Origin of the sequence: Pseudomonas sp. MWU347 (genome assembly GCF_017947305.1) — a bacterium.
Classification (GTDB): Bacteria; Pseudomonadota; Gammaproteobacteria; order Pseudomonadales; family Pseudomonadaceae; genus Aquipseudomonas; species Aquipseudomonas putida_A.
Map to the genome: position 1 here is coordinate 141,790 of NZ_JAFGZB010000005.1, position 20,603 is coordinate 162,392.

At 60.5% G+C, this 20,603-nt stretch carries 18 protein-coding genes; 14 read left to right on the plus strand and 4 right to left on the minus strand.

Annotation, left to right across the window (positions count from 1 at the left end):
• The 10 genes from nuoE (at position 1) to nuoN (ending at position 11,980) form a co-directional block, all read left to right on the plus strand.
• Positions 1-498 (plus strand): NADH-quinone oxidoreductase subunit NuoE, encoded by a 498-nt coding sequence (gene nuoE / locus KCG87_RS12585; protein WP_003223804.1) that lies wholly within the window; start codon positions 1-3, stop codon positions 496-498.
• Positions 495-1,850, plus strand: coding sequence for an NADH-quinone oxidoreductase subunit NuoF (gene nuoF / locus KCG87_RS12590; protein ID WP_041073222.1), 1,356 nt, complete (start codon positions 495-497; stop codon positions 1,848-1,850). The genes nuoE and nuoF overlap by 4 nt, the downstream gene beginning before the upstream one ends.
• A gap of 136 nt (positions 1,851-1,986) precedes the next feature.
• Positions 1,987-4,701 (plus strand): NADH-quinone oxidoreductase subunit NuoG, encoded by a 2,715-nt coding sequence (gene nuoG, locus KCG87_RS12595; RefSeq protein WP_210557667.1) that lies wholly within the window; start codon positions 1,987-1,989, stop codon positions 4,699-4,701.
• Positions 4,698-5,705 carry an NADH-quinone oxidoreductase subunit NuoH gene (gene nuoH, locus KCG87_RS12600; RefSeq protein WP_007964859.1) on the plus strand — a complete coding sequence of 336 codons (1,008 nt, stop codon included), beginning with the start codon at positions 4,698-4,700 and terminating at the stop codon, positions 5,703-5,705. Before nuoG ends, nuoH begins: the two co-directional genes overlap by 4 nt.
• An 11-nt stretch (positions 5,706-5,716) precedes the next feature.
• Positions 5,717-6,265, plus strand: coding sequence for an NADH-quinone oxidoreductase subunit NuoI (gene nuoI, locus KCG87_RS12605; RefSeq protein ID WP_003223795.1), 549 nt, complete (start codon positions 5,717-5,719; stop codon positions 6,263-6,265).
• Between the two features lie 9 nt (positions 6,266-6,274).
• Positions 6,275-6,775: an NADH-quinone oxidoreductase subunit J gene (gene nuoJ, locus KCG87_RS12610; RefSeq protein WP_003223793.1), complete on the plus strand. Its 501-nt coding sequence runs from the start codon at positions 6,275-6,277 to the stop codon at positions 6,773-6,775.
• Positions 6,776-6,778: 3 nt separating this feature from the next.
• Positions 6,779-7,087, plus strand: a complete 309-nt coding sequence (gene nuoK, locus KCG87_RS12615; RefSeq protein ID WP_003223790.1) for an NADH-quinone oxidoreductase subunit NuoK — start codon at positions 6,779-6,781, stop codon at positions 7,085-7,087.
• On the plus strand, positions 7,084-8,937 hold the full coding sequence (gene nuoL, locus KCG87_RS12620; RefSeq protein WP_115990180.1) for an NADH-quinone oxidoreductase subunit L: 1,854 nt from the start codon (positions 7,084-7,086) through the stop codon (positions 8,935-8,937). Before nuoK ends, nuoL begins: the two co-directional genes overlap by 4 nt.
• A 39-nt stretch (positions 8,938-8,976) precedes the next feature.
• A complete protein-coding gene (gene nuoM, locus KCG87_RS12625) occupies positions 8,977-10,509 on the plus strand; it encodes an NADH-quinone oxidoreductase subunit M (RefSeq protein WP_003223785.1) in 1,533 nt (510 codons plus the stop codon).
• 7 nt (positions 10,510-10,516) lie between these two features.
• Positions 10,517-11,980, plus strand: a complete 1,464-nt coding sequence (gene nuoN, locus KCG87_RS12630) for an NADH-quinone oxidoreductase subunit NuoN (protein ID WP_003223784.1) — start codon at positions 10,517-10,519, stop codon at positions 11,978-11,980.
• A 191-nt stretch (positions 11,981-12,171) separates the two neighbouring features.
• On the opposite strand, the gene KCG87_RS12635 is transcribed toward nuoN, so the two are convergent.
• Positions 12,172-12,636 (minus strand): GNAT family N-acetyltransferase, encoded by a 465-nt coding sequence (locus KCG87_RS12635; protein WP_210557665.1) that lies wholly within the window; start codon positions 12,634-12,636, stop codon positions 12,172-12,174.
• A gap of 369 nt (positions 12,637-13,005) precedes the next feature.
• Here KCG87_RS12635 and KCG87_RS12640 point away from each other — a divergent pair, with 369 nt between their 5' ends.
• The 4 genes from KCG87_RS12640 (at position 13,006) to KCG87_RS12655 (ending at position 16,523) form a co-directional block, all read left to right on the plus strand.
• On the plus strand, positions 13,006-13,356 hold the full coding sequence (locus tag KCG87_RS12640) for a toxin (protein ID WP_027614658.1): 351 nt from the start codon (positions 13,006-13,008) through the stop codon (positions 13,354-13,356).
• On the plus strand, positions 13,346-13,660 hold the full coding sequence (locus tag KCG87_RS12645; protein ID WP_027614657.1) for a transcriptional regulator: 315 nt from the start codon (positions 13,346-13,348) through the stop codon (positions 13,658-13,660). Before KCG87_RS12640 ends, KCG87_RS12645 begins: the two co-directional genes overlap by 11 nt.
• A 173-nt stretch (positions 13,661-13,833) precedes the next feature.
• Positions 13,834-15,159 carry an OprD family porin gene (locus tag KCG87_RS12650; protein WP_134786001.1) on the plus strand — a complete coding sequence of 442 codons (1,326 nt, stop codon included), beginning with the start codon at positions 13,834-13,836 and terminating at the stop codon, positions 15,157-15,159.
• 179 nt (positions 15,160-15,338) lie between these two features.
• Positions 15,339-16,523, plus strand: a complete 1,185-nt coding sequence (locus KCG87_RS12655; RefSeq protein ID WP_134786000.1) for an acyltransferase — start codon at positions 15,339-15,341, stop codon at positions 16,521-16,523.
• A gap of 118 nt (positions 16,524-16,641) precedes the next feature.
• Here the strand turns inward: KCG87_RS12655 and KCG87_RS12660 are convergent, their stop codons facing one another.
• The 3 genes from KCG87_RS12660 to KCG87_RS12670 form a co-directional block, all read right to left on the minus strand.
• Positions 16,642-16,974 carry a DUF2790 domain-containing protein gene (locus tag KCG87_RS12660; RefSeq protein WP_134785999.1) on the minus strand — a complete coding sequence of 111 codons (333 nt, stop codon included), beginning with the start codon at positions 16,972-16,974 and terminating at the stop codon, positions 16,642-16,644.
• Positions 16,975-17,040: 66 nt separating this feature from the next.
• Complete coding sequence (locus KCG87_RS12665) at positions 17,041-17,241, minus strand: co-regulatory protein PtrA N-terminal domain-containing protein (protein ID WP_134785998.1); 201 nt, start codon at positions 17,239-17,241, stop codon at positions 17,041-17,043.
• 212 nt (positions 17,242-17,453) lie between these two features.
• Positions 17,454-20,603, minus strand: a complete 3,150-nt coding sequence (locus KCG87_RS12670; protein ID WP_210557663.1) for a CusA/CzcA family heavy metal efflux RND transporter — start codon at positions 20,601-20,603, stop codon at positions 17,454-17,456.

Below are 20,603 nucleotides of genomic sequence, written 5' to 3' on the forward strand. Positions count from 1 at the left end.
ATGAACAGCACGCTTATCCAGACAGACCGTTTCACCTTGAGTGAAACCGAGCGCTCGGCCATCGAGCACGAGCTGCATCACTACGAAGACCCGCGCGCGGCGTCGATCGAAGCCCTGAAGATCGTTCAGAAAGAGCGCGGCTGGGTGCCGGATGGCGCCCTGTACGCGATCGGCGAGATCCTCGGCATCCCGGCCAGCGACGTTGAAGGCGTGGCGACGTTCTACAGCCAGATCTTCCGTCAGCCGGTCGGCCGTCACATCATTCGCGTCTGCGACAGCATGGTCTGCTACATCGGCGGCCACGAGTCGGTGGTCAGCGAAATCCAGAACAATCTGGGCATCGGCCTGGGTCAGACCACCGCCGACGGTCGTTTCACCCTGCTGCCTGTCTGCTGCCTCGGCAACTGCGACAAGGCACCGGCGTTGATGATCGACGACGACACCTTTGGCGACGTGCAGCCTGCCGGCGTGGCCAAACTGCTCGAGGGCTACGTATGACCCTGACATCTTTCGGTCCCGCCAACCGCATCAAGCGTTCGGCCGAGACTCACCCGCTGACCTGGCGTCTGCGTGACGACGGCGAAGCCGTGTGGCTCGACGAATACCAGGCCAAGAACGGTTACGCCGCTGCGCGCAAGGCCTTCGCCGACATGGCCCAGGACGACATCGTCCAGACCGTGAAAGACGCCGGCCTCAAAGGTCGCGGCGGTGCAGGCTTCCCCACTGGCGTGAAGTGGGGCCTGATGCCCAAGGACGAATCCATCAACATCCGCTACCTGCTGTGCAACGCGGATGAAATGGAGCCGAACACCTGGAAAGACCGCATGCTGATGGAGCAACTGCCCCATCTGCTGATCGAAGGCATGCTGATCAGTGCCCGCGCGCTGAAAACCTACCGTGGCTACATCTTCCTGCGTGGCGAGTACACCACCGCCGCCAAGCACTTGAATCGTGCCGTGGAAGAAGCCAAGGCTGCGGGCCTGCTGGGCAAGAACATTCTGGGCAGCGGTTTCGATTTCGAACTGTTCGTCCACACCGGCGCCGGGCGTTACATCTGCGGTGAAGAAACCGCACTGATCAACTCCCTCGAAGGCCGCCGCGCCAACCCGCGCTCCAAGCCGCCCTTCCCTGCCGCCGTCGGCGTGTGGGGCAAGCCGACCTGCGTGAACAACGTGGAAACCCTGTGCAACGTGCCGGCGATCATTGCCGACGGCGTTGACTGGTACAAATCGTTGGCCCGCGAAGGCAGCGAAGACATGGGCACCAAGCTCATGGGCTTCTCCGGCAAGGTCAAGAATCCGGGGCTGTGGGAGCTGCCATTCGGCGTCACCGGTCGCGAGCTGTTCGAAGACTACGCCGGCGGCATGCGCGACGGTTACAAGCTCAAGGCTTGGCAGCCAGGTGGCGCCGGTACCGGTTTCCTGTTGCCGGAACACCTCGACGCACAGATGTACGCCGGCGGCATCGCCAAAGTGGGCACCCGGATGGGTACCGGCCTGGCGATGGCGGTGGACGACAGCGTCAACATGGTCTCCTTGCTGCGCAACATGGAGCAGTTCTTCGCTCGCGAATCCTGCGGCTTCTGCACCCCGTGCCGTGATGGCCTGCCATGGAGCGTCAAGCTCTTGATGGCCATCGAAGAAGGCCGTGGTCAGCCAGGCGACATCGAGACCCTGCTGGGTCTGGTCGGCTTCCTCGGCCCAGGCAAGACCTTCTGTGCTCACGCACCGGGTGCCGTGGAGCCGCTGGGCAGTGCCATCAAATACTTCCGTCCAGAGTTCGAAGCCGGTATCGCGCCTGCAAGCGCCGCCGTCCCGCCTCTGGCAAGGCCGATCGTAATCGGCGCGTAAACGCTTAAAAAGGCGAAGGGTCCGTGCCCTTCGCCTTTCGTCCGATGACGCCTTTCGGGGCTGACTGGATTCGGACGGATAACAAGATTCCATTAGCCACGCCCGCTGACACCGGGCCAACGAAGACCTTTGAACCATGGCCACTATCCACGTAGACGGCAAAGCGCTCGAAGTCGACGGGGCAGACAACCTGTTACAGGCATGTCTGTCGCTGGGCCTCGACATCCCTTATTTCTGCTGGCACCCCGCGCTTGGTAGCGTTGGGGCCTGCCGCCAGTGCGCGGTCAAGCAGTACACCGACGAGAACGACACCCGTGGTCGCATCGTCATGTCCTGCATGACCCCTGCCACCGACAACACCTGGATCTCCATCGACGATGAAGAATCCAAGGCGTTCCGCGCCAGTGTTGTCGAATGGCTGATGACCAACCACCCGCACGACTGCCCTGTGTGCGAAGAAGGCGGTCACTGCCACCTGCAAGACATGACGGTGATGACCGGCCACAACGAGCGCCGTTATCGCTTCACCAAACGCACCCACCAGAACCAGCAACTGGGCCCGTTCATTTCCCACGAAATGAACCGCTGCATCGCCTGCTACCGCTGCGTGCGTTTCTACAAGGACTACGCCGGCGGCACCGACCTCGGTGTGTTCGGCGCCCACGACAACGTGTACTTCGGTCGCGTTGAAGACGGCACCCTCGAAAGCGAGTTCTCCGGCAACCTCACCGAGGTCTGCCCGACCGGTGTGTTCACCGACAAGACTCACTCCGAGCGCTACAACCGTAAATGGGACATGCAGTTCTCGCCGAGCATCTGCCATGGCTGCTCCAGCGGTTGCAACATTTCCCCGGGCGAGCGTTACGGCGAACTGCGTCGCATCGAAAACCGTTTCAACGGTTCGGTGAACCAGTACTTCCTGTGCGACCGTGGCCGTTTCGGTTATGGCTACGTCAACCGCACCGACCGTCCACGTCAGCCACTGCTGGCCGACGGCACCAAGCTGGGCCTGGATCAGGCGCTGGACAAGGCAGCCGATCTGCTGCGCGGGCGCAATATCGTCGGTATCGGTTCGCCGCGTGCCAGCCTCGAAAGCAACTACGCGCTGCGTGAACTGGTCGGCGCCGAGCATTTCTACTCCGGTATCGAAGCCTCCGAACTGGAGCGCATCCGTCTGGTCCTGCAAGTGCTCAAAGACAGCCCGCTGCCAGTGCCGAACATGCGCGACATCGAAGACCACGACGCCGTGTTCGTCCTCGGTGAAGACCTGACCCAGACCGCCGCCCGTATGGCGCTGTCCCTGCGTCAGTCGGTCAAGGGCAAAGCTGAAGACATGGCCGAGGCCATGCGCGTTCAGCCGTGGCTCGACGCCGCGGTGAAGAACATCGGTCAGCACGAACTGAACCCGCTGTTCATCGCCAGCCTGGCGGAAACCAAGCTCGACGACATCGCGGAAGAGTGCGTTCACGCCGCTCCGGACGATCTGGCGCGCATCGGTTTCGCCGTGGCTCACGCGCTGGACGCCAGCGCCCCGGCCGTCGAAGGTCTGGACGCCGAAGCACTGGAACTGGCTCAGCGCATCGCTGACGCCCTGCTCGCGGCCAAACGTCCGCTGATCATCGCCGGTACTTCGCTGGGTTCCAAAGCCTTGATCGAAGCCGCTGCGAACATCGCCAAAGCCCTGAAGCTGCGCGAGAAGAACGGTTCGATCAGCCTGATCGTGCCGGAAGCCAACAGCCTTGGCCTGGCCATGCTCGGTGGCGAATCGGTCGACGCGGCGCTGCAAGCCGTGATCGACGGCAAGGCCGACGCCATCGTCGTGCTGGAAAACGATCTGTACACCCGTACTTCGAAAGCCAAGGTCGATGCCGCGCTGAACGCTGCGAAAGTAGTGATCGTTGCCGACCACCAGAAGACCGCCACCAGCGACCGCGCGCAACTGGTTCTGCCAGCGGCGAGCTTCGCTGAAGGCGACGGCACGCTGGTCAGCCAGGAAGGCCGCGCCCAGCGCTTCTTCCAGGTTTTCGATCCGCAATACATGGATGCGAGCATCCTGGTTCACGAAGGCTGGCGCTGGCTGCACGCCCTGCGCTCGACCCTGCTGAACCAGCCGATCGACTGGACGCAACTCGACCACGTCACCGCTGCCGTGGCTTCGAGCACCGAGCAACTGGCGCGTATCGTCGACGCCGCGCCGTCTGCCGCGTTCCGCATCAAGGGTCTGAAACTGGCGCGTGAGCCGCTGCGTTATTCCGGTCGCACCGCGATGCGCGCCGACATCAGCGTTCACGAACCGCGCACCCCGCAAGACAAAGACACCGCGTTTGCCTTCTCCATGGAAGGTTACTCGGGCTCGGCCGAACCGCGTCAGCAGGTACCGTTTGCCTGGTCGCCGGGCTGGAACTCGCCGCAAGCCTGGAACAAGTTCCAGGACGAAGTCGGTGGTCACCTGCGTGCAGGCGACCCGGGCACCCGCCTGATCGAAAGCACCGGTGATTCGCTGAACTGGTTCGCTGCCGCTCCGCGCGCATTCAACCCGGCGCCGGGCACCTGGCAGGCCGTGCCGTTCTACCACCTGTTCGGCAGCGACGAAAACTCGTCGAAAGCCGCACCGGTACAGGAACGCATCCCGGCTCCGTACGTGGCGCTGGCCAAATCCGAAGCGGATCGCCTGGGCGTCAACGACGGTGCTCTGCTGAGCCTGAACGTGGCCGGCCAGACCCTGCGTCTGCCGCTGCGCATCAATGAAGAACTGGGCGCGGGTCTGGTGGCCTTGCCTGCGGGCATCGCCGGCATTCCACCGGCATTCGCCGGCCTGTCCGTCGACGGTCTGCAGGAGGCAGCGCAATGACCTGGTTCACCCCTGAAGTGATCGATGTGATCCTGACGGTCATCAAAGCCATCGTGATTCTGCTGGCCGTCGTGGTCGCGGGCGCGTTGCTCAGCTTTGTCGAACGTCGCCTGCTGGGCTGGTGGCAGGACCGTTACGGTCCGAACCGCGTTGGCCCGTTCGGCATGTTCCAGATCGCCGCCGACATGCTGAAGATGTTCTTCAAGGAAGACTGGACCCCGCCGTTTGCCGACAAGGTGATCTTCACCCTGGCACCGGTGGTCGCCATGTCCGCCCTGCTGATCGCGTTCGCGATCATCCCGATCACCCCGACCTGGGGCGTGGCGGATCTGAACATCGGCCTGCTGTTCTTCTTCGCCATGGCCGGTCTGTCGGTCTACGCGGTGCTGTTCGCCGGCTGGTCGAGCAACAACAAGTTCGCCCTGCTCGGCAGCTTGCGTGCTTCGGCGCAGACCGTGTCCTACGAAGTGTTCATGGGCCTGGCCCTGATGGGCATCGTGGTGCAGGTCGGCTCGTTCAACATGCGCGACATCGTCGAGTACCAGGCGCAGAACCTGTGGTTCATCATTCCGCAGTTCTTCGGCTTCTGTACCTTCTTCATCGCTGGCGTCGCCGTGACTCACCGTCACCCGTTCGACCAGCCGGAAGCGGAACAGGAACTGGCAGACGGTTACCACATTGAATACGCCGGTATGAAATGGGGCATGTTCTTCGTCGGTGAATACATCGGCATCATCCTGATCTCGGCGCTGCTGGTCACCCTGTTCTTCGGTGGCTGGCACGGTCCGTTCGGCATCCTGCCGCAACTGTCCTTCGTCTGGTTCGCACTGAAGACCGCGTTCTTCATCATGCTGTTCATCCTGCTGCGCGCTTCCATCCCGCGTCCGCGTTATGACCAGGTGATGGATTTCAGCTGGAAATTCTGCCTGCCACTGACCCTGATCAATTTGCTGATAACCGCTGCGGTTGTGTTGTGGAACACACCTGCGGTTGCGGTTCAGTGAGGATTTGACCCATGTTCAAATATATTGGCGACATCGTTAAGGGTACCGGTACCCAGTTGCGCAGCCTGGTCATGGTCTTCGGCCATGGCTTCCGCAAGCGCGACACCCTGCAATACCCGGAAGAGCCGGTCTACCTGCCGCCACGCTACCGTGGTCGCATCGTCCTGACCCGTGACCCCGATGGCGAAGAGCGTTGCGTAGCCTGCAACCTGTGCGCCGTGGCTTGCCCGGTAGGTTGCATCTCGCTGCAGAAAGCTGAAACCGAAGACGGTCGCTGGTACCCGGACTTCTTCCGTATCAACTTTTCGCGCTGCATTTTCTGCGGTCTCTGCGAGGAAGCCTGTCCGACCACCGCAATCCAGTTGACCCCGGATTTCGAGATGGCCGAGTTCAAACGTCAGGACCTGGTGTACGAGAAAGAAGATCTTTTGATCTCCGGCCCCGGCAAAAACCCTGATTACAACTTCTATCGTGTTGCAGGTATGGCAATCGCTGGCAAGCCGAAAGGCTCTGCGCAGAACGAAGCCGAACCGATCAACGTGAAGAGCTTGCTGCCTTAAGGAAGAACGATGGAATTCGCTTTCTATTTCGCATCGGGTATCGCGGTGGTGTCCACGCTTCGTGTGGTCACCAACACCAACCCTGTGCACGCCCTGCTCTACCTGATCATCTCGTTGATCGCCGTGGCCATGACCTTCTTCGCCCTCGGCGCACCGTTCGCCGGCGTGCTGGAAGTGATCGCCTACGCCGGCGCCATCATGGTGCTGTTCGTGTTCGTGGTGATGATGCTGAATCTGGGCCCGGCCTCGGTTCAGCAGGAACGCACCTGGCTCAAGCCCGGCATCTGGGCAGGGCCGGTGATTCTCGCCGCCCTGCTGCTGGCCGAACTGCTGTATGTGCTGTTCGCTCACCAGAGCGGCCAGGCCATCGGCCACACCACCGTCGATGCAAAAGCCGTGGGCGTCAGCCTGTTCGGTCCGTATCTGCTGGTGGTCGAACTCGCCTCGATGCTGCTGCTCGCTGCAGCCGTCACGGCGTTCCATTTGGGCCGTAACGAGGCGAAGGAGTAAGACATGCCTGCTATCCCTCTCGAACATGGATTGGCCGTTGCCGGCATCCTGTTCTGCCTTGGTCTGGTCGGCCTGATGGTCCGCCGCAACATTTTGTTCGTGTTGATGAGTCTGGAAGTGATGATGAACGCCTCTGCACTGGCCTTCATCGTTGCAGGCGCCCGTTGGGGCCAACCGGATGGACAGATCATGTTCATCCTGGTGATCAGTCTGGCAGCCGCCGAGGCCAGTATTGGCCTGGCGATCCTGCTGCAACTGTATCGCCGCTTCCACACGCTCGATATCGACGCTGCCAGTGAGATGCGCGGATGAACCTAATCTTTCTGACTTTTGTATTCCCTCTGATCGGTTTCCTGCTGCTGTCGTTCTCCCGTGGACGCTGGTCGGAAAACCTCTCGGCGCTGATCGGCGTGGGCTCCATTGGCTTGTCGGCGATTGTCGCCGCCTACGTCATCTGGCAATTCAACGTCGCGCCGCCCGAAGGTGGTCACTACACCCTGGTGCTGTGGAAGTGGATGGCGGTCGAAGGATTCAAGCCTGACTTCGCCCTCTACATCGATGGCCTGTCGATCACCATGCTCGGCGTGGTGGTGGGCGTGGGTTTCCTGATCCACCTGTTCGCGTCCTGGTACATGCGCGGCGAAGCGGGCTACTCGCGCTTCTTCTCGTACACCAACCTGTTTATCGCCAGCATGCTGTTCCTGGTACTCGGCGATAACCTGTTGTTCCTGTACTTCGGCTGGGAAGGCGTGGGCCTGTGCTCGTACCTGTTGATCGGTTTCTACTACAGCAACCGCAACAACGGTAACGCCGCACTCAAGGCCTTCATCGTGACCCGGATCGGCGACGTATTCATGGCCATCGGCCTGTTCATCCTGTTCCAGCAAGTGGGCACGCTGAACATCCAGGAACTGCTGGTGCTGGCACCGCAGAAATTCCAGGTCGGCGACTTCTGGATCACCCTGGCGACCCTGATGCTGCTGGGTGGCGCGGTCGGTAAATCGGCGCAACTGCCACTGCAAACCTGGCTCGCGGACGCGATGGCCGGTCCGACCCCGGTGTCGGCACTGATCCACGCCGCGACCATGGTGACCGCCGGTGTCTACCTGATTGCCCGTACCCACGGTCTGTTCACCCTGGCGCCGGAAATCCTGCACCTGGTCGGCATCGTCGGTGGTGTGACTCTGGTACTGGCCGGTTTCGCCGCACTGGTACAGACCGACATCAAACGTATCCTCGCCTACTCGACCATGAGCCAGATCGGCTACATGTTCCTGGCGCTGGGCGTGGGTGCCTGGGATGGCGCGATTTTCCACCTGATGACCCACGCCTTCTTCAAGGCCCTGCTGTTCCTTGCTTCCGGTGCGGTGATCGTTGCCTGCCACCACGAGCAGAACATCTTCAAGATGGGCGGTCTGTGGAAAAAGCTGCCACTGGCCTACGCCAGCTTCATCGTCGGTGGTGCTGCACTGGCCGCCCTGCCACTGGTCACCGCAGGCTTCTACTCCAAGGACGAAATCCTTTGGGAAGCGTTCGCCAGCGGCAACCACGGTCTGCTTTACGCCGGTCTGGTCGGTGCGTTCATGACTTCGCTGTACACCTTCCGCCTGATCTTCATCACGTTCCACGGTGAAGCCAAGACCGAAGCCCACGCCGGTCACGGCATCTCTCACTGGCTGCCACTGTCGGTGCTGATCGTACTGTCGACGTTCGTCGGCGCCATGATCGTTCCACCGCTGCACGGCGTACTGCCTGAGAGCGTTGGCCATGCCGGTGGTGAAGCCAAGCACAGTCTGGAAATCGCTTCGGGCGCCATCGCCCTGGCCGGTATCCTGCTGGCGGCCCTGCTGTTCCTCGGCAAGCGTCGCTTCGTGACCGCGATCGCCAACAGCGGCGTCGGCCGTTTCCTTTCAGCCTGGTGGTTCGCTGCCTGGGGCTTCGACTGGATCTACGACAAACTGTTCGTCAAGCCGTACCTTGCGATCAGCCATGTACTGCGCAGAGACCCGCTCGACCAGACCATCGGTCTGATCCCGCGTATGGCCAAAGGCGGTCACACCGCCCTGAGCCGCACCGAGACCGGTCAACTGCGTTGGTATGCCGCCTCGATGGCTGCTGGTGCCGTGCTGGTAATCGGCGCCATCGTGCTGGTAGCGGTCTGATATGAACCTTGCGAATTTGCGAAAGGAAACGAGCCCGTCATGATTCTGCCTTGGCTAATCCTGATCCCCTTCATCGGCGGCCTGCTGTGCTGGATGGGTGAGCGCTTCGGCGCTACCCTCCCCCGCTGGATTGCGCTGTTGACCATGACCCTGGAACTCGCCCTCGGCCTCTGGCTGTGGGCCCACGGTGACTATTCATTTGCTCCGGCGCCTGGCGCCGATCCGACCTGGGCGCTCGAGTTCAAGCACGTCTGGATCCAGCGCTTCGGCATCAACGTGCACCTGGCCCTCGACGGCCTGTCGCTGTTGATGATCCTGCTGACCGGCCTGCTGGGTATCCTCTCGGTACTCTGCTCGTGGAAAGAGATTCAACGTCACGTTGGCTTCTTCCACCTGAACCTGATGTGGATCCTGGGCGGCGTGGTCGGCGTGTTCCTCGCCCTCGACCTGTTCATGTTCTTCTTCTTCTGGGAAATGATGCTGGTGCCGATGTACTTCCTCATCGCGCTCTGGGGTCACAGTTCTTCGGACGGCAAGAAAACCCGGATCTACGCAGCAACCAAGTTCTTCATCTTCACTCAGGCTTCCGGCCTGATCATGCTGGTGGCGATCCTCGGTCTGGTGCTGGTCAACTTCAACAACACTGGCGTGATTACCTTCAACTACGCCGACCTGTTGAAGACCAAGATGTCGATGACCACCGAGTACATTCTGATGCTCGGCTTCTTCATCGCCTTCGCGGTCAAGCTGCCAGTCGTACCGTTCCACTCGTGGTTGCCTGACGCGCACGCCCAGGCGCCGACTGCCGGTTCCGTCGACCTCGCCGGTATCCTGCTGAAAACCGCGGCCTACGGTCTGCTGCGTTTCGCCCTGCCGCTGTTCCCGAATGCTTCGGCCGAGTTCGCGCCGATCGCCATGACCCTCGGTCTGATCGGGATCTTCTACGGTGCGTTCCTCGCGTTCGCGCAAACCGACATCAAGCGTCTGATCGCCTTCTCGTCCGTTTCCCACATGGGCTTCGTGTTGATCGGCATCTACTCCGGCAGCCAACTGGCGCTGCAAGGTGCAGTGATCCAGATGCTGGCGCACGGTCTGTCGGCCGCGGCACTGTTTATCCTCAGCGGTCAGCTGTACGAGCGTCTGCACACCCGTGACATGCGTGAGATGGGCGGTCTGTGGTCGCGTATCGCTTACCTGCCGGCGATCAGCCTGTTCTTCGCCGCCGCCTCGCTGGGTCTGCCGGGTACCGGTAACTTCGTCGGCGAGTTCCTGATCCTGATCGGTACGTTCGCCAGTGCGCCATGGATCACCGCGATTGCCACCTCCGGTCTGGTGTTCGGTTCGGTCTACTCGCTGATCATGATCCACCGTGCCTACTTCGGTCCGTCGAAATCGGATTCGATACTGCACGGCATGGACGGTCGCGAACTGATCATGGTGCTGGGCCTTGCGGTGCTGCTGATTTACCTCGGCGTCTACCCGCAACCGTTCCTCGACACTTCCGCCGCCACGATGCATGGCGTGCAGCAGTGGCTCGGCACCGCCTTCACTCAACTCGCTTCGGCCCGGTAAGAGCGCTATGGAATTCACGATTCAACACTTTATTGCGCTTGCGCCACTGTTGATCACCAGCCTCACCATTATCGTGGTGATGCTGGCAATCGCCTGGCGCCGCAACCACTCGCAGACCTTCCTGATCTCGGTCGCCGGTCTGAACCTGGCCCTGCTGTCGATCCTGCCAGCCCTGAAAGTCGCGCCTCTGGCTGTGACTCCTTTGCTGCAAGTCGACACCTTCGCCTGCCTGTACATGGCGCTGATCCTGGTCGCCACCCTCGCCTGTGTGACCCTCGCCCACGCCTACCTCGGCGATGGCGGTTCGGGTTACCCGGGCAACCGTGAAGAACTGTACCTGCTGATCCTGATGGCCGCCGCCGGTGGTCTGGTTCTGGTCAGCGCGCAGCACCTGGCCGGTTTGTTCATCGGTCTGGAACTGCTGTCGGTGCCGGTCTACGGTCTGGTGGCTTACGCCTTCTTCAACAAGCGTTCGCTGGAAGCCGGCATCAAGTACATGGTGCTGTCGGCGGCCGGTTCCGCGTTCCTGTTGTTCGGCATGGCCCTGCTCTACGCTGACGCCGGCACCCTGAGCTTCAACGGTATCGGTCAGGCACTGGCTACCACCAACCTGCCGAGCTCGCTGGCGCAGTTGGGTCTGGGCATGATGCTGATCGGTCTGGCATTCAAGCTGTCGTTGGTACCGTTCCACCTGTGGACCCCGGACGTGTACGAAGGTGCTCCGGCGCCAGTCGCCGCGTTCCTCGCCACGGCGTCGAAGGTTGCCGTGTTCGCGGTGATGGTGCGTCTGTTCCAGATCTCCCCTGCTGCCAGCAGCGGCGTGCTGAGCGACGTACTGAGCGTGATCGCCGTCGCCTCGATCCTGTTCGGTAACCTGCTGGCCCTGACCCAGAGCAACCTCAAGCGTCTGCTCGGTTACTCGTCCATCGCGCACTTCGGCTACCTGCTGATTGCCCTGGTGGCGAGCAAGGGTCTGGCGGTGGAAGCCATCGGCGTGTATCTGGTGACTTATGTGATCACCAGCCTTGGCGCCTTCGGCGTGATCACCCTGATGTCCTCGCCGTACAACGGCCGTGACGCCGACGCGCTGTACGAGTACCGCGGCCTGTTCTGGCGCCGTCCGTACCTGACCGCCGTGCTGACCGTGATGATGCTGTCCCTGGCCGGTATTCCGCTGACCGCTGGCTTCATCGGCAAGTTCTACATCATCGCCACCGGTGTCGAGTCGCACCAATGGTGGCTGGTCGGTTCCCTGGTACTGGGCAGCGCCATCGGCGTGTTCTACTACCTGCGCGTGATGGTCACCCTGTACCTGATCGAACCGAACCTGCGCCGCCACGACGCCCAGTTGCACTGGGAACAGAAGGCAGGCGGCGTGATGCTGCTGGCCATCGCCCTGGTCGCGTTCTTCCTGGGTGTGTACCCGCAGCCATTGCTGACCCTGGTTCAGCAGGCGGGTCTGGCGGGCTGATTGCTCGGCTGGCTACAAGTGAAAACGGCACCTTCGGGTGCCGTTTTTGTTTTACAGATTCCATGTAGCAACAAATAACCTGTGGCGAGGGAGCTTGCTCCCGTCAGGACGCGAAGCGGCCCCGCTGTTCAACTGAGAAGCGGGGCCCGCTACGCAGTCCAGCGGGAGCAAGCTCCCTCGCCACAATGGCATCACAGTTTCTTCACCATTGGCACGCAGGCCAGTTGCAGACCCGAAGGTGATTGGTAAATCGCACTCTCCTCCCCGACATAACCGCAGCGCCGGTAAAAATCGGCAGCGTTCAACGTTGCGTCCAGACACACCTCTGCCAGCCCCAGCTCCCTTGCCAGATCTTCAAGAAAGTGCAAAACCTGTTTGCCCAGTCCGCGCTGCATGAAATCCGGATGAATGAAGATTGCACCGATTTCACGGTACTCCAGATCAAGCATTCCGGTTGCCACTGGCTCGTCCTCAACCCAGCCCAGATAGAAATGCTTTTCCATGAGCGTGTCGTAACCGTCTTCAGCCGAGCCCTTGGTCCAGTCGTGCATTTGCTGCTCGGTGTAGGCACCGATGCATTGATGCCTGATCGCCAAGCGTCGTATGTCGAATGCGGTTTGGGCGTCATTCGCGGTGGCTCTTCTGATGTCGAACATTTCTCTCTCCTTGAGCCATGTGCGGACGGGGCATGAAAAAGCCCCGTCCATTTCTGGCGGGGCTTTGGGTACACGTCAAATGACAAACACGTATGACCTCATGGCCCGCCGGAAGCGGTCATGGAGGAGCACATCATGGTCATTCGAAGTTGGACAGTCATGGGGCGATAGTGCTGCGGATTGTTCCGACACGTCAATTGCTAAGCCTCCTCTCTACTCAATCGAACGTTCTCACCACACTCGTCGATTCGTCCTACAGGTGTTTTTACGACCGGCGTCTACCGTTCAAAAAGGGACGAAAAGGACGGCCTGGAGGCCTTGACCGATTCGATTATCGAGACAACACTATACGTAGGTAGCGTACAGAACATGGATGCTCTATTTATCGAATTGCCTGTGTTTCAGAAGCACCGAGACGACTATCTGGATGACGATCTGTTTCGCAGCTTTCAATTGGAGTTGCTGAAAAATCCGGAAGCGGGCGATCTCATCGAGGACACAGGCGGGCTTCGTAAAATTCGCTTCAGCGACCAACGAAGAGGGAAAGGCAAGCGCAGCGGATTACGAGTGATTTATTACTGGTGGTCAGGCTTCGATCAGTTCTGGCTCTTTACCGTCTTCAACAAAAACGAGCAGGACGATTTGACGCCTGCCCAGAAAAAGCTTTTCAGAAAAACACTGGATAGAGAACTCAACGCGAGAAGCCACTATGAAACGTGACATTTTTTCCGAACTGATGGATGGACTGGAAGCACTGGCCGATGAACGCCAAGGCAAAATCACCTTGCGTACCCATAAGGTTCAGCTGCCAAAACTGATGCCGATCACTGCTGAGGAAGTGATAGCCATCCGTCAGCAACTTAATCTTTCCCGGTCAGTTTTCGCGATGTATCTACGCACCAATACGCGAACGCTCGAGAACTGGGAGCAAGGACGAGCTACGCCCAATGCTCAGGCCACAACCCTGATCCGTCTGGTCGAGCGTTTTCCACAGACAATCGAACAACTCGCAGCCCTGACCTGACACGGGGTTTTGATTCCAGCCACATGACGAAATTGTAATTCCCCCATCACCTTGGCGTTATCCGCAGCTTGCAACGATGTGACCCGGCGACCAATGCCGGCGGGCCCTGCCCCGTCGAACAATAAAACCACGCCGACGCACGTTCCCGTTCTGCCGAACCCAAGGAGTGTTTGATGGTTAACAATACAAAAATGTCGATGGCCGCTTTAGCGGTGGTGGTCGGCTCCGGGCCGTCCATGGTGTTTGCAGAAGACAAGCCCGAAGGCTTTGTCGAAGGCAGCAGCCTGACGGTGCTCAACCGCAACTTCTACTTCAATCGTGATCATCGCAACGGCCAGTCCAGCCCCACCGGCAACGGTTATTCCGAAGCCTGGGCGCATGCGGTGATCAGCAAGTTCGAATCCGGTTTCACCCAAGGCACCGTCGGGGTCGGTGTCGACGCATTTGCCATGCTCGGCTTGAAACTCGACACCGGTGACGGCCGCAACGGCGGGCGCAGTTCGTTCGATGTGCTGCCGGTCAACCGTGACGGCCAGGCGCGGGATGAATACACCAAGATCGGTGGCGCCGCCAAAGTGCGGGCCTTCGATACCGTGGTCAAGGTCGGTGATGTGTTCCCGGCCAACCCGGTGGTGGCCGCAGGTGATTCGCGCCTGCTGCCGGAAAGCTTTCGCGGTGTGACGGCGACCAACACCAGCATCGACGGTCTGTCGATTCAGGGCGGTCGTTTGCATGCGATGAGCCAACCGGTGTCCAGCGACATGCGCGAAAATTTCGCCACGTTCTACGCCGGCCCGGTCAATTCGCCGTGGATCGCTTATGGCGGCGGCGACTACGTGCTTAACAAGAACCTCAGTTTCAGCCTGTATTCCAGTCGCCTCAAGGACACCTGGAACCAGTATTACGCCGGCACCGCCTGGACCTATCCACTGTCGGACGAGTTGTCGTTGTTCGGCGGCCTGAACTATTACAAGGCGGTCGACGAAGGCAAGCAACTGCTCGGCCAATTCGACAACAACATCTGGAGCGGCCGCGTCGGCGTGAAGCTCGGCGCCCATTCCGTCGCCCTCTCCCATCAGCGCAACAACGGCAACGACGACTTCGATTACCTGCGCCAGTCCGACTCGATCTTCCTCGATAACTCGATCCAGTACAGCGACTTCAACTCGCCGAAGGAACGTTCGTGGATGGTGCGCTACGACCTCGACATGAGCACTTACGGCGTACCCGGTCTGTCGTTCATGACCCGTTACGCACGTGGCACCGACGCCGACTATTCCAACGCCAACGCCGTGTACATGCGCCGCGATGCCGAAGGCAATCCGCTGACCGACCAGAAGCGCTGGGAGCGCGACATCGAAGTCAAATACGTGGTGCAGAGCGGTTCGATGAAAGACCTGTCGCTGCGTTTGCGCCAGGCCACCACCCGCGCCACGGCGTTCGAGTCAGACCTGGATGAAGTGCGGGTGATCGTCGAGTACCCGCTGGCGATTCTCTGAGTTTCCCGAGCAATACCATTCACCTTTAGAAGCTCCTTGCTCCTTTGGTCAGAGGTGAATTTTTTGGCGTCCTTCGGGGCGCCTTTTTTTGCGCTGAATAAACTCATCGTTTTCTTGACCGAACCGCAAGCCACCTGCCATCTTCGCCTGCGCTGACCAACAAGAATAACGAGGGACCGATGAGTAGCCGTAAGAACCTGGAAATCGAGTACTTGCGAGGGGCTGCTGTGGCCATGACCTTCTTGTGCCATGTCACCATGATGCTGCCGTTCCATACCGATACGCTGCTGAGAATATTCTCGATTTTCATGCCCTGGACCGGTGTCGACCTGTTCTTCTGCATTTCCGGTTTCGTGGTCAGCAAGGCCTATCTGGACCATTTCGACCAACAGCGCGCCCAAGGTCAGTCCGGTCTGGCAACTGCCTGTTTCTGGCTGCGCCGCGCCTATCGTCTGCTGCCCACAGCATGGCTCTGGATACTCATTCCGCTGTTGTTTTCCGTTATTTTCAACCAATCGAATGCCTTTGGTTCGTGGTACGACAATTTGCGCAGTTTCACCGCCGTCGCGACCTTCAGCGGCAACCTGGCGATGCATTACAACTCGCTGCTGGGCCCTAGCCCTCAATACTGGAGCCTGGCGCTCGAAGAGCAGTTTTACTTCGTATTTCCTTTTTTTCTGCTGTTTGTCACGGCCCCGCGTTGGCGGATCATTGCCCTGTTCGCACTGATTGCGTTGCAGTTCGGTATCGACAGAAATCCTTACGGCCAACCCGCGAGCATCCTCACGCACTTCCGTCTGGATGCAATGCTCTGGGGAATTCTCCTGTGCCTGTTCACCCGTACCCGCCTCTATCGGCAGATAGAACCGGTCGGTCTGGGTCAGGGGACGATCAAACCGCTGCTTTGCACGCTGTTCCTGCTATACATGCTGGGTTCTGTCGCCATCCAGCTGATTGCCATGCCCATTGCTGTCGGCATCGTCGCGATGGTCGCGGTATTGATTGTCTGGCTGGCGAGTTATCAGAAGGGCTATATCTACTGCCCGGCGTTCATGCGCGGTCTCATGCAATGGCTTGGCTCACGGTCGTATGGGCTCTACGTGATCCACGTGTTCACCAACCACCTGAGTACAGAGGTCTGGACGCGTGTTGCCGCCAACCAAGGCGTGCCGCTGGATGGGCGTTTCACCCTTGAGCTGTTACTGACGTCGGTGGGTCTGCTGGTGCTGCTGAGCGAACTCAACTACCGCTTTATCGAAACGCCTCTGCGTCTGCGCGGCGCCGAGATTGCCCGACGCAAGTTGAACCAGGAAGCGTCTCCGCTCCCGGCCGTTGTGGATGTCGAGCCTTTGCCGACCAAGTAACCCTCCTTGAACACACAGGCTAGAGAGCTGACATACGAAGGACAACCTGAAAACATTGTGGGAAGGTTCTGCTTTTCCCACACAACTTTTAAATGCAGCTCCGGGGATCAGGTGTTGGTTAGCCACCACTGTTGCGGCACACGCCGGCCACGCTGTATCTGAGGGTGTTGAGTTGCCCTTGCGAGTCTTCGTAGGTCATAGCGGTAGGCACCACCGAGCAGGCAGGCTGCGGCTTCACCACGCTGACGATTTTCACCACGTCGAGCTTCATGCCGTATTCGTATTCCTTGACCACCGGCGCCGCTGTGCCGCGCTCGGCTGCGTATTGCTCCATGGCTTTGGCGTTGGCGCTGAAAGCACGTTCGAAAGTGCGATCGCCGCCGCCTTCAGCCAGTGCATTTACCGACATCGCCATGACGCCGGCGAAGGTCATCCATTTGATCAACTGCATGTTTACTCCTCCGTAAAAAAGCCCGGCATCGGCACACGACAACGGGCTTGTTCCAGTGCGCCGGGCTTACAGGTCTTTGGTCTTGTCGTCTTTCTTCTCGTTGACGACGACCGGGTCGCGGGCCTGTTCCTTGGTCACGAACAGCTCCACGGCGCGATCATTGGCGGTCATCATCCGGTCGAACGTGCGGTCACCGCCGCCTTCGGCCATGGCCAGGGACGACAGCATCAGGGCGGCTGCGAAGGTGCTCAGTTGGGCGAATTTCATGGTTGATTCCTCGTTTAAGTAGCTGACGGGATCAAGGTAACAAGGCGCACCTTTCGTGACGGTGGCGGGGGAATTACATATCCGTTATCTGCCGGATCAGTGCACGGAACCCATGTGGGAGCGGGCTTGCTCGCGAAAGCGGTGTGTCATCCAACATTGATGTCGACTGACACGGCCTCTTCGCGAGCAAGCCCGCTCCCACAGGAGATCACCTACTCAGACGGTACGGTGTCCTCATCCCGGCGATGGGCGATCTGGTACAGCGCGGGCAAGATCAGCAACGTGAGGATCGTCGAGGACAGAATCCCGCCGATCACCACGGTTGCCAGTGGCCGCTGCACCTCGGCGCCGGTGCCAGTCGCCAGCGCCATCGGAATAAACCCCAGCGACGCCACCAGCGCGGTCATCAACACTGGCCGCAAGCGCGTCAGCGCGCCGACGTTGATTGCCTCCGTCAGTGAGCGCCCTTCCTCGCGCAAATTGCGAATGAACGCGATCATCACCAGACCGTTGAGCACCGCCACCCCGGACAACGCGATAAACCCCACGCCAGCGGAAATCGACAACGGAATATCCCGCAGCCACAGCGCCATCACCCCGCCGGTCAAGGCAAACGGAATCCCGGTAAACACCAGCAAGCCGTCCTTCAGATTGTTGAACATCATGAACAGCAAGCCGAACACCAGCAGCAACGCCACCGGCACCACGATCTGCAAGCGCTTGGCCGCCGATTGCAGTTGCTCGAACTGCCCGCCCCAGCTAGTCCAGTATCCCGCCGGCACCTGCACCTCGCGCTCGATCAGCGCACCGGCCTCGCTGACGAACGAGCCGATATCGCGCCCGCGCACGTTGGCGCTGACGATCACCAGGCGCTTGCCGTTTTCGCGGCTGACCTGATTCGGCCCGAGCACCAGATCGAGGCTGGCGACGTCTTTCAGCGCGATAAACCCGACCTGATTCGCCGCACCGCTCAGCGCCGGCACCGGAATCAGCAATGCCGACAAGCCGTCGATGTCCTTGCGCATGGCATCGGACAAGCGCACCACCATGTCGAAACGCCGATCACCCTCATACAAGGTCCCAGCCTGACGCCCGCCCACTGCCACAGCGATGGTGTCCTGCACATCACCGACGTTGAGCCCGTAACGCGCCGCCTTGTCTCGGTCGATGTTGATGGTCAGCACCGGCAACCCGGTGGTCTGCTCGACTTTCACTTCAGAGGCGCCGTTGACCTTTTGCATCGCCGCCGCGATCTTCGCTGCCGTGGCGTTGAGCACGTCCATGTCATCGCCGAACACCTTCACCGCGACATCGCTGCGCACACCGGAGATCAGTTCGTTGAAGCGCAACTGGATTGGCTGCGACAGTTCATAGTTGCTGCCCGGCAACGTCGCGGCGGCTTGTTGCAACTCGGCCATCAGGGTTTCGCGGGACTTGTTCGGGTCTGGCCATTGATCCTTCGGTTTGAGCATCACGTAGCTGTCAGAGATGTTCGGCGGCATCGGATCGGAGGCGATTTCCGCCGTACCGGTGCGGGCGAACACCCTTTCAACCTCCGGCACTTTGGCCAGGATCAGCGTTTCCAGCCGCTGCTGCATGTCCACCGATTGCGTCAGGCTGGTGCCCGGCACGCGCAGCGCTTGCAGGGCAAAATCCCCCTCACTGAGGCTCGGTACAAACTCGCTGCCCATGCGGCTGGTGAGCACGCCGCTGAGCACGATCACGCCCAACGCCGCGCCCACGGCCACCGTGCGATGGGCCATGACCCAGGCCAGCGCCGGCGCATACACCCGACGTGCACCGCGCATCACCACGCCCTCTTCTTCCTTGACCTTGCCGGTGACGAACAGCGCAATCGCTGCCGGCACAAAGGTCACCGACAGCAGCATCGCACCGAGCAAAGCGATGACCACGGTGAACGCCATCGGGTGGAACATTTTCCCTTCGACGCCGCTCAGGGCGAAGATCGGCAGGTACACCACCATGATGATCAACTGGCCGAAAATCAGCGGTCGGCGCGCCTCCTTCGCCGCGGCAAAGACCTCCTTGAAACGCTCGGCGCGGGTCAACAAACGGCCGTGATGCTGCTGCGCATGCGCCAGACGACGCAGGGTGTTTTCGACGATCACCACCGCGCCGTCGACGATGATCCCGAAGTCCAGCGCGCCGAGGCTCATCAGGTTGGCACTGACCTTGTTGCTGAACATCCCGGTGAAGGTGAACAGCATCGACAGCGGAATCACCATTGCCGTGATCAGCGCGGCGCGGATGTTGCCGAGGAACAGGAACAGAATCGCGATCACCAGAATCGCGCCTTCGATCAGGTTCTTTTTCACTGTGGCGATGGCTTTGTCGACCAGGTGCGTGCGGTCATAGACCGGCACGGCGATCACGCCTTGCGGCAGGGATTTATTGATCTGTTCCAGCTTGCTGGCCACCGCTTGCGAAACGGTGCGGCTGTTTTCGCCGATCAGCATGAACACCGTACCCAGCACCACTTCGCGACCGTTTTCGGTGGCCGCACCGCTGCGCAGTTCGCGGCCGATTTCCACCGTGGCGACGTTCTTCACCCGGATCGGCGTGCCGTCGACATTGGCCATGACGATGTTGGCGATGTCCTCGGTGCTCGCCACTTGCCCCGGCGCGCGGATCAGCAACTGCTCGCCGCTGCGCTCGATGTAGCCGGCGCCGACGTTGGCGTTGTTGCGCTCCAGCGCCGTGACCAGATCGGTGAGGGTGAGCTTGTACGCGGCAAGGCGTTTCGGGTCCGGCGCGATCTGATATTCCTTGGCAAAACCACCGATGGTGTTGATCTCGGCGACGCCCGGCACGTTGCGCAACTGCGGCTTGATGATCCAGTCCTGAATCACCCGCAGATCGGTCGGCGTGTAGGCGCTGCCGTCGTCCTTCAGCGCGCCCTCCTGGGCTTCCACCGTCCATAAAAAGATCTCACCGAGACCGGTGGAAATCGGCCCCATCACCGCTTCCGCGCCTTCGGGCAATTGCTCCCTGGCGATCTGCAGACGCTCGTTGACCAGTTGGCGAGCGAAAAACAGGTCGGTGCCGTCCTTGAAGATCACCGTAACCTGCGACAACCCGGAGCGCGACAGCGAACGGGTCTGCTCCAGCGCCGGCAAACCGGCCATCGCGGTTTCAATCGGGAAAGTGATGCGCTGCTCGGTTTCCAGCGGCGAGAACCCGGCGGCGCCGGTGTTGATCTGCACCTGGACGTTGGTGATGTCGGGCACGGCGTCGATCGGCAGCTTTTGATAACTGGCGACGCCGAGGCCGGCCATGAGCAGAACGGCGAGCAGCACGATGATGCGCTGCTCGATGGCAAACTGGATCAGGCGTTCGAACAT

Coding starts and splice junctions, on each gene's coding strand:
- nuoE (WP_003223804.1), top strand. CDS start 1: ATGAACAGCACGCTTATCCAGACAGACCGTTTCACCTTGAGTGAAACC.
- nuoF (WP_041073222.1), top strand. CDS start 495: ATGACCCTGACATCTTTCGGTCCCGCCAACCGCATCAAGCGTTCGGCC.
- nuoG (WP_210557667.1), top strand. CDS start 1,987: ATGGCCACTATCCACGTAGACGGCAAAGCGCTCGAAGTCGACGGGGCA.
- nuoH (WP_007964859.1), top strand. CDS start 4,698: ATGACCTGGTTCACCCCTGAAGTGATCGATGTGATCCTGACGGTCATC.
- nuoI (WP_003223795.1), top strand. CDS start 5,717: ATGTTCAAATATATTGGCGACATCGTTAAGGGTACCGGTACCCAGTTG.
- nuoJ (WP_003223793.1), top strand. CDS start 6,275: ATGGAATTCGCTTTCTATTTCGCATCGGGTATCGCGGTGGTGTCCACG.
- nuoK (WP_003223790.1), top strand. CDS start 6,779: ATGCCTGCTATCCCTCTCGAACATGGATTGGCCGTTGCCGGCATCCTG.
- nuoL (WP_115990180.1), top strand. CDS start 7,084: ATGAACCTAATCTTTCTGACTTTTGTATTCCCTCTGATCGGTTTCCTG.
- nuoM (WP_003223785.1), top strand. CDS start 8,977: ATGATTCTGCCTTGGCTAATCCTGATCCCCTTCATCGGCGGCCTGCTG.
- nuoN (WP_003223784.1), top strand. CDS start 10,517: ATGGAATTCACGATTCAACACTTTATTGCGCTTGCGCCACTGTTGATC.
- KCG87_RS12635 (WP_210557665.1), bottom strand. CDS start 12,636: ATGTTCGACATCAGAAGAGCCACCGCGAATGACGCCCAAACCGCATTC.
- KCG87_RS12640 (WP_027614658.1), top strand. CDS start 13,006: ATGGATGCTCTATTTATCGAATTGCCTGTGTTTCAGAAGCACCGAGAC.
- KCG87_RS12645 (WP_027614657.1), top strand. CDS start 13,346: ATGAAACGTGACATTTTTTCCGAACTGATGGATGGACTGGAAGCACTG.
- KCG87_RS12650 (WP_134786001.1), top strand. CDS start 13,834: ATGGTTAACAATACAAAAATGTCGATGGCCGCTTTAGCGGTGGTGGTC.
- KCG87_RS12655 (WP_134786000.1), top strand. CDS start 15,339: ATGAGTAGCCGTAAGAACCTGGAAATCGAGTACTTGCGAGGGGCTGCT.
- KCG87_RS12660 (WP_134785999.1), bottom strand. CDS start 16,974: ATGCAGTTGATCAAATGGATGACCTTCGCCGGCGTCATGGCGATGTCG.
- KCG87_RS12665 (WP_134785998.1), bottom strand. CDS start 17,241: ATGAAATTCGCCCAACTGAGCACCTTCGCAGCCGCCCTGATGCTGTCG.
- KCG87_RS12670 (WP_210557663.1), bottom strand. CDS start 20,603: ATGTTCGAACGCCTGATCCAGTTTGCCATCGAGCAGCGCATCATCGTG.